Below are 13,636 nucleotides of genomic sequence, written 5' to 3'. Positions count from 1 at the left end.
GCCCGATCAGCCGCGGAACCTGTTTCGGTTGCGCGGCTGATCGGGCGTGCGGGTTCAGATGCTCTGCGGTGGCGCCTCCTGGGTGACCAGTCGTTGCAGCACATCGGCCAAAGCCCGTGCCCCGGCGTCGACGTCGGCATCGACTGCCGACTCGAGCGGAGAGTGCGAAGTGCCGGTGGGGTTGCGCACAAAGAGCATCGCCGTCGGCAGCACTGCCGAGAGCACGCCGGCGTCATGGCCGGCACCGGTGTCAAGCACCGGGGCCTGGGGCAGCACCGCCTCGAGCTCGGTGCGCAGCGCCTCATCGAAGACCACCGTGGGGCTCTCCGACTCGGTGACCACCTGCACCTGACAGCCTTCGGCATCCGCCGCCGCCTCAGCCGCCCGGGTGACCGCGGCGACGATGGATGCGCACACGGCTTCGTCACGGTGGCGCACGTCGAGCCGCAGCTCGACGCGCGAGGCGATCACGTTGGTGCCGCCGGGAATCACCTCGACGCGGCCGACCGTCGCGCGGGCCCCTTCCGCGGCCAGCGCCTCGGTGCGCGCGGCCAGAATGATCTGCGCCGCAACCACCACCGGGTCGTGCCGGTCGGCCATGACAGTGGTGCCGGCGTGGTCGCCGCGCCCAGTGATGCTGAAGTGCCAGCGACCGTGCCCCAAGATGGCCCGACCGATCGCCACCGGCTGATCGAGATCGGCCAGCCCGCGGCCCTGCTCGACGTGCAGCTCGACGAAGGCGGCGAGTTGCCCCAACCGCTCTGGGTCAGGGCCGATCAGCGCAGGGTCTTCGCCCGCGGCGACCGCCAGCTCGGCATAAGTGTGCCCGTCGGCGTCGCGCAGCTCGCGCACCTGCTGCGGGGTGGATGCCCCCGAGGCCAGTCGCGACCCGAGGCAGGCCAACCCAAAGCGTGACCTCTCTTCTTCGGGAAAGACCACAGCTGCGATTGCGCGCTTCGGCTGCACACCGCGAGCGCGCAGTTCGTCGATGGCCGCGAGTGCCGAGACCACGCCCAAGGGCCCGTCATATGCCCCACCGCCCGGCACGGAGTCGAGGTGGCTGCCCGTGGCGATGGCCTGCGCACGCGAGGTGCCCACGGCATCCCACCAAGCCCACACAATGCCGTTGCCGTCGATCTCGACGTCGAGGCCACGCGCCTGCGCCTGGTCGATGAACCAGTCGCGCAGCTGTCGCTCAGCAGCCGAGAACACCGGGCGGGTGTAGCCGCCGCGCACGGGGTCGCGACCGATCTCGGCGAGCTCGGCGAGCAGCTGGGCGGCAGTGGGCTGGGTGCTCATGTTCAGAACTTCTGACCGCGGGCCCGGAACTGCTCGGGCACCTCGCCGGTGCCGGTGACCAGATCGGCGACGAACTCGCCCAGCAGCGGGGCGAACTTCGCGCCCTGGCCCGAGCAGGGCGAAACAATGGTGATGCCCTCGACACGGTCGAAGAGCATGTCTTCACCCGGCACGTTGGTGAACAAGCAAGTGGTCTCGGCGTATGACTCTGGCACCAAGCCGGGGGCGAAGCCCTTGACGAACTCGGTGACCCGGGCGCGGTTGACCGGGTCGATCAGGCCGTCTTGGTCGCGGGCCGAGGGCAGCACCCGGCCACCGTTGTATTCGGCAACCTTCTGCCCGCGGAAATCGGCGTCACGGCCGCCCGGCAGGCCGTAGGTCTGAATGTCGTGCCCCTTGTAAATGAAAGTCGGCCAAGAGGTCGCACCGTCAGCCGGGGTCTCGCCAGCGTCAGCGGCGTCAGCGTACGGAAAATGGTAGGCGTTCTCTTGACGCACCTGGAACTCGGGCACCCGCTCGATGAACTCGGCGGGCAGACCCAGCTCGCCGAGCAGCGCCGGCAGCCACCCACCGGCGGTGACCACGACCTGCTCGGCGTCGACGCTGACCCCGGTCGTCGAGGTGATGCGGTAGCCTCCGTCGGCGTGTGTCACCTTGGCGACCTCCCAGTCGCGCAGCACCTTCGCGCCCAGCGATTCGGCCAGCGAGAGCATCGTGTTGACCGTGGTCTCGGCGTCGATCACGCCCGCGCCCGGGTGCCACAGCACATCAGTGGTGAAGTCGAACTGCGGCCAGCGCTCGGTGGCCTGGGCCGCGCTGAGCAGTTCATGCTCGACGCCCTCGGCCTCGAGAATCTCGGCCAGGCGCTGCGGGTTGCGAATCTCACCTGAGTCGAGCGAGCCGGAGGGGGTGATCAGGCGCTGACCGCCGGCGGCTTCGAGCTCATCCCAACCGGTGCGGGCGAGGCTGACCAGGTGCGTGTAGAACGGGTCGAGGTAGGGGTAGCGGAAGATGCGCGCCGACCCGTGCGAGCTGCCCTGAGCGTTGGCCGGTGCAGTGCGCTCCAGCAGCAGCACCTGCTCGCCCTGCTGAGCCAGGCGCCAAGCGGCGGATGCGCCGGCGAGGCCTGCGCCGACGATGACGATGCGAGCAGATTCTGTTGATGCGGTCGATGTGGTCATGATGTACGCCTCCCGTCCCCGTTTGTGTGGGACTGAATCCAGTACATCGGTTGGATTGTTCCGTGTCCAATACTTGTTTGCGTATGATTATTCTCGAATCGCGAATAATCAACGGAGGGCCCATGGAACTGCGACAGCTGCGCTACTTTCAGGTAGTCGCCGAAGAGCTGCACTTTGGCCGCGCCGCCCAGCGCCTGCACATCTCGCAACCGCCGCTGAGCGTGCAGATCCGCCGCCTCGAGGCCGAGCTCGGGGTCACGCTGCTGCACCGCTCCACCCGACATGTCGAACTCACCGCGGCCGGGGCCGAGCTGGCCTCACGTCTGGCCGCGGTGCTGCCCGAGCTCGATGCGTGTTTCGTCGACCTGCAGGATGTGCAGGCTGGGTTGCGCGGTCGGCTCACCGTGGGGTTCGTCAGCTCGGCGAACTACACGCTGCTGCCGGCTGTCGCGCAGCGATTCCGCGAGCTGCGCCCGCACGTGACCCTGCGTCTGCAGCCGCTGACCAGCGCGCAACAGATCGACGCGCTGTTCGACGGCACAATCGATTTGGGCATCCTGCGTGACGTGCAGCCCACCGCGACCTTGCACACCGTCGACGTGCTCACCGAGCGGTTGGTGGCCTGTGTGCCCTCGAGCCACCCGCTCGCCGAGCGCGACGAGGTGGCCGCCGCCGATCTGGTGGCGCTGCCGATGGTGGGGTTTCCGCACAGCCTGATGCCCGGCTACGTCGAGCGCATTCGCGAGCTCTTCGGAGCCCAGGTGAGCGATCTGCGCGCGGCTCAGCAGGTGATTCATCAAGAGACGGCGCTGAGCTTCGTGGCGGCGGGCGACGCGTTCACGATTCTGCCCGAGTCGGTGGCGGTGCTGCAGCCGCCGACGGTGACCGCCGTGCCGCTGATCGGGGCGCCGAAGACCACGCTGAGTGTGGTCACCGTGCCCGAGCGCATGAGCCCGGCGATCGAGGCGTTTCTGGCGTGCGTCGACACCGTTGCCCAGCGCTGAGGCGCCCTCTCGCGCTCCCGGTGTCACAAAAAGCGAAAAAGACCTCTCAAACTCGCAGTTCGCGACACCTCAACGAGACCGAGTCGACAACTCACAAGTCTCATGCGCGCTCACGACTGTCGAATCTGCTCGTCACGCGGCACGATGATCATCGGAATCGGCAGCGTGCGCACGAGCTTGCCCGCGGTGCTGCCCAAGAAGGTGCGCCGCGTCTGCGCCAAGCGCGACGAGCCGATCAGCGCGATCTCCCCCGGATCCCACTCGACCTGATCGACCGCTCGATCGACCTGTCCGGCCACCTCCACCTGCGTGGTCACCCGCAGATTCTCTGGCAGGCGCTCGATGGCCGCAGTGTCGAGGGCATGGCGCGCTCGCTGCAGCGCGTCATCGCCGAGCCCCGGCACAGTCTTGAACGTCAGCAGGCGCACCGGAGTCTCCTGGGGCTCGGCCAGCAGGGTCGCCGTGTCGAACATCGAGCGGTTGCCGCCCAGATCGCCGACGGCGACGGTCACCCGCACAAAGGGCACCTCAGCGCCGATCTCGCGCGCATTGTCGGGCGCCAGAGCGAGCGCCACATCAGAGCTGTGCAGCAGCACGTTACTCACACTGCCAAGCGAGAACCGGCTGAGCAGACCATTGCGTGCGGTGCCGATCACCAAGATGCGCCCGTCGAGCTGGTGCGCCGCGGTGAGCAGACCAGCGGGCACCGATGGGTCGATGACCACGTGCCCATGTGCTGCAGTCGGTGCCTCCACCGATGCCCGCGCACGGTCGAGCGCCTGCTGCGCGGCACTCCGACGGGCGTCGAACCCGCTCGCGCTCTTCGCGTCTTCTGCCGGGGGCAGCACCGTCACCAAATGCAATTCGTCTGCGGTGGTGCGGGCCAGGCGTGCACCCAGCATGAGCGCATCTCGCCCTGATGTGGAATCGCGATAGGCCACGACAATCGACATGAGTTCCTCCAGTTCATCGGCTCGGGCAGGATGCCCGGGTCAGCAGGGTGGGCACGTCGCGGTCGCCACGCACCCCAAGTGTTTCGCTCACAGAGCACCGGCTCCACCGCTGCGACGCCGATCACAGATCGCCACCGCAGCGCCCACCCGGTCGCCACTGGCCGCCACGAGCACCACGCCGAGCGTGCGTTCGTCGAGCTGGTCGGCCACCGAGCATCCGCCAGAACGCTGATCGCCCACCTGATCGACCACGACCTGCCCGTTGATGCTCAGGCGCAGTCGATCGAGCGGTTCGGCGCAGCGAATGCGGTATTCGAGGCTCTGTTCGTCTGCCGAGAGCACGGCATCGAGCTCGATCTCAAGCCCGCCGCGAGCGCGCGATGAGGCGACCCGGGTGAGTGCGGGCAGCGCCGGCGTGCGCCCGGGGGCCTGACGCCGCACCGAAGCCAGCTCGTATTCGGCAGCCGCGGCAAGCAGAGTGCCATCGCTGCCGGAACGGCCGGCAAACGTGAGGTTTACCGGCATATCGGTGTCGGGCATCACCCCCATGCACACCGACACCGTGGGAATGCCGAGATGGCGAATCATCCGATTGCCGTTCGAGAAGCCCGTGCCGTCTTGCCTGGCGACGGCGTCTTCGGCGGCGTCAACATCAGTGTCGGCGGCGCCGATGTCAGAGTTCGCCGGAAAGACCAGCAGATCGAGCCCGAGTTCGTCCATCCACTGTTCGAGCCAGCGGTGGCGGATGCGCTCCAGCCCTTGCAGCCCCTCAGCCAACAGCGGCACACGGTCAAGACCGGCGACACCCTGCTCGCGCAGTCGCGGGACGGCCTCACGATAGAAGCCGTATTCGCGGCCCTGTGCGCGATCTACTGAATCGGGGCGCGTGGGAAAGACCAGCTCGGGATCGACCTCGGTGAGCGAATGCGGCCCGGAAAAGTCGAAGTCGCCCATGAAGCGCTCGGTGATCAGCGGGTTGAGCACCTCCCACTCGGTGCGCATCCACTCGGCCGGCAGCAGCCCCTCCGCCACGAAGCGGTCAAGACTGCGAGGCGCGGCCTCATAGCGATCGCGCAGTGGGAAATCGACCCAGGCCACCTCGGCGCCGGCGCTGCGCAGGTCGGCGAGCGCCGCATCCATGAGCCGTCGAATGCTCGGGCGCACATGCACTGCAGCCAACTCGCCCGAGGTGACCCCTGCGTAGGGGCTCAGCACGCCGATGCGCAGGCCGGCCAGCCCGCGCCCAGCACGAGTGTCGACATCGGGCAGAGCCACCGCTGACTGCTGCCGCCAGAAGTCACCGCGCACATCGTCGTCGGGGGTGGCCAGCACGTCGACCACTTCACGCAGATCGGCGACGGTGCGCGCATGCGGCACCACCACGTCTTTGGTGGCGTGCAACGGCCAGTTGCCGCGCAGCGAAAGCACGCCGCGCGATGGGGTATAGGCAGCCAGGCCATTGTTCGACGCCGGTGAGCGGCCCGAAGAGACGGTCTCTTCGGCCATGCCGAAGGCGGCGAAGCTCGCCGCGGTCGACACACCGGAGCCGTTCGAAGAGCCAGAGTCCCACGCCGCAGCCAACCAGTCACGGCTGTACGGGCTCTCGGCGCGCCCATAGAGCCCGCGCTGCATGCCGCCAGCAGCCATCGGCGGCATGTTCGTGCGCCCGAGCACGATCGCTCCGGCCTCGCGCAGACGCTCGACAGTGGCGCTGTCTTCATAGGCCTCAGTCTCGGCGAACACCGGCGAGCCGGCGGCCATGCTCATGCCGCGCACCAAGTAGCTGTCTTTGACTGTGAACGGAATGCCGTGCAACGAGCCGATCAGTCGCCCCTGTTCGCGCAGACGGTCGAGGCGCGCGGCCTCGGCAAGTGCATCTGCCGCGATCAACGGCAGTGAGTTCAGCCGAATGCCGGCCATGTCATACCGAAAGATGCGGTTCAAATACTGCGCGACGAGCTCAGTGCTCGTGGTGCGGCCGGTATCGAGCCAGTCACGCAGGGTCGCGATCGAGGCCTCGACCACGTCCACTTCGAGTTGCGCGTTCACGGTGCGGCTCCTCATGAGTCAAGAAGAACAAAAGAATGGGGGTGGAGGGCGCCGCACACGAAATGCGGCGCCCTCCGGTGGGGGGAAGGACTACTCCGTGAGCTGCAAAGAGTAGAAGATGGGGCCTTGGATGCCCGTGCGGTACCCGCTCAGCGAGTTGGTTCGCACGCTCACCTGCTGCAGCTGGTCGATGATGACCACGGGAACGTAGTCGTAGAACCAGTCTTGCAGGGCGTCGTAGCCGGCCTGCTTCTCTTCATCGGTGCTCGCCGAGTTGATTTGGTCGTTGATCGAGTTCAACTCGTCGCTGACCGTCCAGCCTGAACCGCTGGCCTGCAGGAAGGCGTAGTTCGTCGGGTCGGTGGCGTAGCTGTAGTCGGTCAGCATCAGATCCCAGGCGTCCGGCACGAACAGCTTCTGCAGCTCGGTTGCCCAGTCCATCACGTCGAGCTGCACGTTCAGGCCCATCTCTTCCAGCTGCTGCTGAATCTCGAGGGAGCCGTCATACATGAACGAGTAGTCTTTGTTGGCCATCATGTGGATGGTCTCGCCATTGTAGCCAGACTCGGCAACCAGCTGTTTCGCCGTCTCGATGTCGCCCTGGTTGTACTTGTCGAGCGATGATTCGGAGCGCAGCGGGCTGCTCTCCGGCATCATGCCGCCATCAAGCGTGTACAGGTCTTCAGACTGGTGAGCAGCCTTGGCGATCTTCGACATGTCGAGACCGGCCAGCACCGCCTGACGCAGCTTCTGGTTAGTGGCGAACACACCCTCCTTCTTGTTGAACAGCAGCACCTCGACCATCGGGTCGAGCTCTGCCGTCAGTGAGGAGTCGTTCTTGACCTGCGAGTACTGGCTCTCGGCGAGGGCGTAGCCCACCTGATCAGTGCCGCTGGTCACGTTCGCCAGACGAGTGTTGCTGTCGGGAATGATGTCGAACTGCAGAGCATCCAAGTGCGCGGTGCGGTCACCGGCGTACCCGTTCGCTTCGCCCTCAGGGCTCTGGTAATCAGCAAACTTCTCGAGCTTGATGTTCTGATCTTTGTCCCATGACACGAACTTGAACGGCCCGGTTCCGACGTACTCTTTGACACCGGTGGCGTCAGCGGCGTCAATCACCGACTTGGGCATGATGGCCATCTGACGGTTCATGTCAGCCATCTGATACAGACCCGTCGACAGCGGTTTTGACGTCTCGATCACCACGGTGTCGGCCGCCGGTGAGGTCACCGTGGCATCGCCGAAGTAGGTCTTGCCGACCAGCGACAGCGAGGCCCAGCGCTTGACCGAGGCAATCACATCGTCTGCGGTCATGGTCTCACCGTTGTGGAACTTGACGCCCTGGCGCAGCTTGAAGGTGAAGGTCTTGTTGTCATCGCTGACGGTGTAGCTCTCCGCCAGCAGGGGGGCGACGTTGCCGTCACCGTCAATGGTGACCAACGACTCGAACACGTTGCGGGTCACGTCACGAGTGACATAGGCGCCGGTCATGATCGGGTCGAGTGTCACCGGGCTCGCATTGAGCGCGATACGCACCGTGCCGCCCTCAACGGGGGTGCCGCCGCTCGACGACCCGCCGGCACAGCCGGTGAGGGTGATCGCCACGGCCAGCGCCGCGGCGACCGCGATGCTCCGTTTCGTTCTCTTCATTTCTCTCTCCTTGTTCATCCGATGCCCTGACGGATCTCGGGGGTTGTACCGCGCCGCCGATGCGACGGCGCGGAGGTCATGACACCAGCTGCCGGCGGGTGGGGTCGGGAATCGGCACGCTGCCGAGCAGCAGGCGGGTGTATTCGGATTGCGGATGCTCGAAGATCTGGCTGACATCGCCCTCTTCGACCATCTCGCCCATGCGCAGCACGCCGATACGATCGGCCATGAAGCGCACGACGCTGAGGTCGTGGGTGATGAACAGATAGCTCAGCGAGAACTCCGTTTTGAGCTCCTGCAGCAGGTTGAGCACCTGCGCCTGGATCGACACGTCGAGCGCCGAGACCGATTCGTCGAGCACCACGAGCCGCGGCCGAACGGCCAGGCTGCGTGCCACGCTGACACGCTGCAGCTGACCGCCGGAAAACTGGTGCGGATACCGTCCGTAGTGCCACTGCGAGAACCCGACGCGTTCCAGCGCGGCAACCGCCAGGTCATGGCGCTCGTCACGCGAAGCGCCCATCCCGCGGATGCGCAGGGTCTCTTCGATCGCCGCTCCGATCGTCTTGCGCGGGTTCAGCGCCGAGAACGGATCTTGAAACACCATCTGCACGCTGCCACGAAGGCTGCGGCGCAGTTCGCGCTCGGGCTCATGCGTATAGTCATGCCCGTCGAGCTCCACGCTGCCCGAGGTGATGTCTTCGAGGCGGCAGATCATGCGCCCGGTGGTGGTCTTGCCGCTGCCAGACTCGCCGACAAGGGCGTAGGTCTGCCCGGCCTCGATATCGAATGAGACCCCCTTGACCGCATGGGTCACCGAAGTGGTGCGGCCAAATCCCCGCGCCACATAGTCTTTGCGCAGATCAGTCACGCGCAGCAGCGGTGCTGTAGATGGTGAGTCGTTCATGCCGGAACCTCCTCGAGGGCCAGATCGGTCTTGATGCAGCGCACGTCATGGCGAGCGCTCGAACCCACGTCGATCATTTCGACGTCTTCGGCGACACAGGCCGCGGTGGCCAGCGGGCAGCGGGTGGCGAAACGGCATCCCACGTGATCGCTGGCCAGACGAGGCACCGACCCCTCGATGGCCGACAGGCGATCAGGGATCGGCCCGGCCATCGGCGGGGTCGAGGCGAGCAGCCCTCGCGTGTAGGGGTGCCGCGGATGAGCAAAGAGCTCTTCGACCGGCGCGGTCTCAACCACCTGGCCGAGGTACATGACGGCCACTCGGTCGCACACCTCGGCCACCACGCCCATGTCGTGGGTAATGAGGATCACGCTCATGTCGCGCTCGCGACTGAGCTGCTTGATCACTCGCAGCACCTGCGCCTGCGTGGTGACGTCGAGAGCCGTGGTCGGTTCGTCAGCAATCAGCAGTGACGGATCGCCGAGCAGAGCCAGCCCGATCATCACACGCTGGATCATGCCGCCAGACATCTGGTGGGGGTAACGAGCCATCCAGCCGTCGGGATCGTCAGATCCTGCGGCAGACAGCGCTCGTCGGCACCGCTCCAGTGCCTCTTGGCGCGACTCCTCGGGAAAGTGCACTTTGACCGTCTCCATCAGCTGATCTTTGATGGTGAACAGCGGGTCAAGGCTCGACATCGGGTTCTGGAAGATCATGCCAATACGCCGACCGCGAAGACGACGCAGCGCGGCCTCATCCATGGCCAGCACGTCCTCGTCTTCGAAGCTCACCTCGCCGGCGTACTTTGTGGCCGCCGGATCGTGCAGGCGAAGCAGCGAGAACGCGGTGACGCTTTTGCCACAGCCGGACTCTCCCACCACGCCGAGGATCTCGCCTCGGCCGACCGAGTAGCTCACGCCCTCAACGGCTGGGTTCCAGGCACCGTCTTCGCCGCGGAACCGCACTTCGAGATCGCGGATGGTGGCCAAGGCCGGCTGGGCCTCTGTCTGCGTGCTGCTCATGACGTCTCTTTTCGTGGTCTGAATGTCGTGTGCTGCCTGAGTCATGCTCATCGCCGTCCTTTCGGATCGAGCCATTCGCGCAGACCGTCACCGAACAGGTTGATGCCGAGCACCGTGATCGCGAGGGCCGCACCGGGGAAGGCCAGCATCCAACCGGCCTGGTACAGGTAGTTACGGGCGTCGTAGAGCATGTTGCCCCAGCTGGGCGTGGGCGCCGGAATGCCGGCACCGATGAAGCTCATGGCGGCTTCGACCAGAATGGCGTCGGCGAAGATGAACGTCACCTGAATGAGCCAGGGAGAGATCACGTTGCGGGCGATATTGCCCCACAGGATGCGGCTGTTCGACGCGCCGACATTGATCAGCACCTCGACGAATCGCTCACCTTTGACGGTCATGGCCGACGAGCGCACCACGCGAGCCACGTACGGAAAGAACACGACGCTGAGCGCGAGCACTACGTTCTGGATGCTCTGGCCGAAAGCGCCCATCAGCACGATGCCGAACAGGATCGCCGGGAAAGCCATCAGGCCGTCGCAGATACGCATGATCACATAGCCCACGCGGGGGTAGTAGGCCGAGTAGAGACCGGCGACGAAGCCGCTCGCGCCAGAGAGCAGCGCCACCGAGAAGCCGACCGTCAGCGAGACCTGCCCGCCGATAAGCACGCGACTGAGCAGGTCGCGCCCAACGTTGTCGGTGCCCATCGGATGCGTGCTGGACGGGCCGAGCAGCATCACGTCGGTATCGGTCGAGTAGGGGTCGAGGTCGGCCAACAACGGGTAGATCATGCAGGCGATCAGCATGATCAGCAGCAGAGCTGCACCGATGGTCAGCGCGGGATAGTTCTTCAGACGAGTGAAGAACTGGCGACGCTTCGCGCTGCGGGTGGGTTCGCCGGGCTGCATGGGGGCAGGAGCCCGGGTGGGGTCGAGTGCAGTGACAGTCATCTCAGAACGACCTCTCTCGGATGCGGGGATCGATAACGGCATAGAGAATGTCGACGATCAAGTTGATGATGATGAAGGCAAGGGCGGTGAGCATGAGCACGCCCTGCACCACGGTGTAGTCGCGACGCAGAATCGAATTGGCCACCAGCTGGCCGATGCCCGGGATGTTGAACACTGTCTCGACCACGACTGTGCCGGCGATCAGCGCACCGAACGACTGGCCGACCACAGTGAGCACCGGAATCGAGGCGTTCTTGAGCCCGTGCTTCCAGACGATCTTGCGGTCGCTCAGGCCCTTGGCTCGCGCAGTGCGAATGAAATCGCCCGTGAGCACATCGACCATGGATGACCGGGTCATTCGGGTGACGACCGCAATTTGCAGCGAGGTCACCGCGATGGCCGGCAGAATCAAGTGGCTGAAGAACCCGGCAGGATCTTGAGAGAACTCCACCCAGCCGCCAGCGGGCAGCGCTCGCAGCGTGACCGCGAACAGTGCGATGAGCAGCAGGCCGACCAAGAAGCTCGGGAAGGCTGTGGTCAGCGTGGCGAAGCCCATAATGCCCTGGTCGATCCAGCCGCCCTTGCGCCGTGCGGCCTGCACGCCGAGCGGGATCGCCACCAACAGGGCCAGAATCTGGCCAAACAGTGCGATGGCGATGGTCGGGCCGAAGTGGCTGCCAATAGCTTCTGTCACGCTCTGCTGCATCACGTATGAGTAACCGAGATTGCCCTGCAACAGATGACCGATCCAGATCATCAGCTGCTCGAGCAGGGGCTTGTCGAGCCCCATTTCGGTGTGCACCGCGGCGATCTGCTCGTCGGTGGCGTCTCCGCCGAGCAGCACGCGAGCAGGATCGCCACCGCTCAGACGCGTCATGAAGAACACGATCAGGGCGACGATGATCAGCACGGGGATTGCCGAGAGCAGTCGCTTGAGAATGTATTTGGTCATTGAAAACCTCTGACCTTTCCGGGAGAAGATGCAGCCAGTATTCAGCCGATTTGTTTCACACTGATTTCGCTGGCTTTACCAGCATCGAACGCTCTGCTCCGTGTTCTTTTAGGGGCAGAATGCTCACTTGTACCGCCGGTGACCTGACAGTCATGAGTTGGCAACATACGCGAAACACTTGCCTCATAGCCTCCGATCAGATCGGTCGATACACGACCGTGCGCATGCATCAGAAGGAGTGTCATGAGTGACGAACTGTGGGCTTGGTCGGCCACCCGACTGGCTGCGGCCATCGCCGCACGAGAAGTCTCGGCGCAGGAGGCGCTGACTGCGTCGTTCGAACGCATTGATGCGGTGAACCCGACCATTAACGCGATGGTCGACGTCTACCGTGACGAGGCCACCGCTGCGGCGAAGGCCACCGACGACTACCTCGCTGCCGGCTTCTCGCTCGGCCCACTCGGCGGTGTGCCGGTGGCCATCAAAGACAACACTCATTCGGTGGGCCACCCGGCGACCAACGGCATCCCAGCCCACGCCGATGAGCTCTCGACTGCCGACGACCCGGTGGTCTCGCACCTGCGGCGCGGCGGCGCGAATGTGATCGGCCGCACCAACCTGCCACCGTGGTGCTGGCAGTGGTTCTCGACCAACGAGCTGTTCGGCACCACGCTGAACCCCCGCAATCACGACCTCACCCCCGGCGGCTCAAGCGGCGGTGCCGGCGCGGCCGTGGCGTCCGGGTTCGTCACCATCGCGCAGGGCAATGACATCGCCGGCTCGATTCGCTACCCGGCCTACGCCAACGGCGTGGTCGGACTGCGCCCGACCATCGGCGCTGTGCCCGGCAACGATCCCTCCCCCGAAGACAAACCTCTGGCCAACCAGCTGTTCGCCACGCAGGGCCCGCTGGCACGCAGCGTCGACGACGTGCGCCTGGCCTTCGAGGTCATGCGCGGTTACTCGGCCCGCGATGCGGTCACCGTGCCCGCGATTGACATGCCCGCGGGCGCCAAGCGCGTCGCGGTCTACCGCGGCACCGAGATCGCCCCGCTCAATGCGGCTGTCTCGCAGGCGCTCGACGCCTCGATCACCGCGCTGACGGCGGCTGGCTACGTTGTCGAAGAGATCGAAACCGACCTGTTTCAGCAGATGTTCGAGCTCGAGGAGCTGCTGGCGCTGCAGGAGTTCATACAGTCAGGCTCATCGCACCTCGACGAGGGCGGCGAGATTCTGCGCAACGGTCTCGAAGGGCACCGTGCCGTGGTCGAGCAGTTCTTCGGCAGCGGCTACACCATGACCCTCGGCGACTACACCCAGGCGCTCGCACGTCGCGGCACCGTGATCCGCGGCCTGCAGGCGCTGCAGGAGCGCTACCCACTGATTCTCACACCGGCCTCAGCCGAACTGCCATATCTGCAAGACGAAGACCAGCATGCCTCGCTCGACCGCAAACGCGAGATGGTGCTCGCGGCCTGGCCGATGTGCACCACGCCGGCGGTGGGCTTCCCCGGGCTCGTGGTGCCCACCGATGTCGTCGGCGCCGGCGTGCCGCTCGGCGTGCAGCTGATCTCTCGACGGTTTGCCGAGAACGACCTGTTCACCGCAGGCGCGGCGCTCGAGAACGTGTTCGGCGAGGTGCCCGTGGCCTGACCTACTTCAAAGACCC

11 protein-coding genes are annotated in these 13,636 nt (G+C 65.6%); 2 read left to right on the top strand and 9 right to left on the bottom strand.

Annotated elements, in window-relative coordinates; genetic code table 11:
- Positions 1-54 precede the first annotated feature (54 nt).
- Entirely contained in the window at positions 55-1,299 is a 1,245-nt protein-coding gene (locus G557_RS0108940) for an allantoate amidohydrolase (protein ID WP_028245760.1), read from the bottom strand.
- 2 nt (positions 1,300-1,301) lie between these two features.
- Positions 1,302-2,480 (bottom strand): FAD-dependent oxidoreductase, encoded by a 1,179-nt coding sequence (locus G557_RS0108935; protein ID WP_036962003.1) that lies wholly within the window; start codon positions 2,478-2,480, stop codon positions 1,302-1,304.
- A 122-nt stretch (positions 2,481-2,602) separates the two neighbouring features.
- Between G557_RS0108935 and G557_RS0108930 the strand changes: the two genes are divergently transcribed.
- Entirely contained in the window at positions 2,603-3,484 is an 882-nt protein-coding gene (locus tag G557_RS0108930; protein WP_028245758.1) for a LysR family transcriptional regulator, read from the top strand.
- Between the two features lie 110 nt (positions 3,485-3,594).
- Here the strand turns inward: G557_RS0108930 and G557_RS0108925 are convergent, their stop codons facing one another.
- The 7 genes from G557_RS0108925 to G557_RS0108895 all read right to left on the bottom strand — a co-directional run bounded on the left by G557_RS0108925 (position 3,595) and on the right by G557_RS0108895 (position 11,967).
- Entirely contained in the window at positions 3,595-4,437 is an 843-nt protein-coding gene (locus G557_RS0108925; protein WP_028245757.1) for a universal stress protein, read from the bottom strand.
- 87 nt (positions 4,438-4,524) lie between these two features.
- Positions 4,525-6,486 carry an amidase gene (locus tag G557_RS12745; protein ID WP_051224945.1) on the bottom strand — a complete coding sequence of 654 codons (1,962 nt, stop codon included), beginning with the start codon at positions 6,484-6,486 and terminating at the stop codon, positions 4,525-4,527.
- A 90-nt stretch (positions 6,487-6,576) separates the two neighbouring features.
- Positions 6,577-8,136 (bottom strand): ABC transporter substrate-binding protein, encoded by a 1,560-nt coding sequence (locus G557_RS0108915; RefSeq protein ID WP_028245756.1) that lies wholly within the window; start codon positions 8,134-8,136, stop codon positions 6,577-6,579.
- A gap of 76 nt (positions 8,137-8,212) precedes the next feature.
- Entirely contained in the window at positions 8,213-9,043 is an 831-nt protein-coding gene (locus tag G557_RS12740; RefSeq protein WP_051224944.1) for an ATP-binding cassette domain-containing protein, read from the bottom strand.
- Positions 9,040-10,065 (bottom strand): ABC transporter ATP-binding protein, encoded by a 1,026-nt coding sequence (locus tag G557_RS0108905; RefSeq protein WP_036962318.1) that lies wholly within the window; start codon positions 10,063-10,065, stop codon positions 9,040-9,042. Before G557_RS0108905 ends, G557_RS12740 begins: the two co-directional genes overlap by 4 nt.
- A gap of 47 nt (positions 10,066-10,112) precedes the next feature.
- Positions 10,113-11,015, bottom strand: coding sequence for an ABC transporter permease (locus tag G557_RS12735; protein WP_169337770.1), 903 nt, complete (start codon positions 11,013-11,015; stop codon positions 10,113-10,115).
- Position 11,016: 1 nt separating this feature from the next.
- Positions 11,017-11,967: an ABC transporter permease gene (locus G557_RS0108895; RefSeq protein ID WP_028245754.1), complete on the bottom strand. Its 951-nt coding sequence runs from the start codon at positions 11,965-11,967 to the stop codon at positions 11,017-11,019.
- 243 nt (positions 11,968-12,210) lie between these two features.
- On the opposite strand from G557_RS0108895, the gene G557_RS0108890 reads away from it, so the two are divergent.
- Positions 12,211-13,620 (top strand): amidase, encoded by a 1,410-nt coding sequence (locus G557_RS0108890; protein ID WP_028245753.1) that lies wholly within the window; start codon positions 12,211-12,213, stop codon positions 13,618-13,620.
- Positions 13,621-13,636 lie beyond the last annotated feature (16 nt).

The organism is Pseudoclavibacter soli DSM 23366 (assembly GCF_000423505.1).
Classification (GTDB): domain Bacteria; phylum Actinomycetota; class Actinomycetes; order Actinomycetales; family Microbacteriaceae; genus Pseudoclavibacter_A; species Pseudoclavibacter_A soli.
Note: the sequence above shows the minus strand (reverse complement) of the source record. Positions and strands in the feature narration are given on the sequence as shown.

Excerpts from the sequence above, each read along its gene's own strand:
- G557_RS0108930 (WP_028245758.1), top strand. The coding sequence starts at position 2,603 with ATGGAACTGCGACAGCTGCGCTACTTTCAGGTAGTCGCCGAAGAGCTG.
- G557_RS0108905 (WP_036962318.1), bottom strand. The coding sequence starts at position 10,065 with ATGAGCAGCACGCAGACAGAGGCCCAGCCGGCCTTGGCCACCATCCGC.
- G557_RS0108940 (WP_028245760.1), bottom strand. The coding sequence starts at position 1,299 with ATGAGCACCCAGCCCACTGCCGCCCAGCTGCTCGCCGAGCTCGCCGAG.
- G557_RS0108895 (WP_028245754.1), bottom strand. The coding sequence starts at position 11,967 with ATGACCAAATACATTCTCAAGCGACTGCTCTCGGCAATCCCCGTGCTG.
- G557_RS0108915 (WP_028245756.1), bottom strand. The coding sequence starts at position 8,136 with ATGAAGAGAACGAAACGGAGCATCGCGGTCGCCGCGGCGCTGGCCGTG.
- G557_RS0108925 (WP_028245757.1), bottom strand. The coding sequence starts at position 4,437 with ATGTCGATTGTCGTGGCCTATCGCGATTCCACATCAGGGCGAGATGCG.
- G557_RS12735 (WP_169337770.1), bottom strand. The coding sequence starts at position 11,015 with ATGACTGTCACTGCACTCGACCCCACCCGGGCTCCTGCCCCCATGCAG.
- G557_RS12740 (WP_051224944.1), bottom strand. The coding sequence starts at position 9,043 with ATGAACGACTCACCATCTACAGCACCGCTGCTGCGCGTGACTGATCTG.
- G557_RS0108890 (WP_028245753.1), top strand. The coding sequence starts at position 12,211 with ATGAGTGACGAACTGTGGGCTTGGTCGGCCACCCGACTGGCTGCGGCC.
- G557_RS0108935 (WP_036962003.1), bottom strand. The coding sequence starts at position 2,480 with ATGACCACATCGACCGCATCAACAGAATCTGCTCGCATCGTCATCGTC.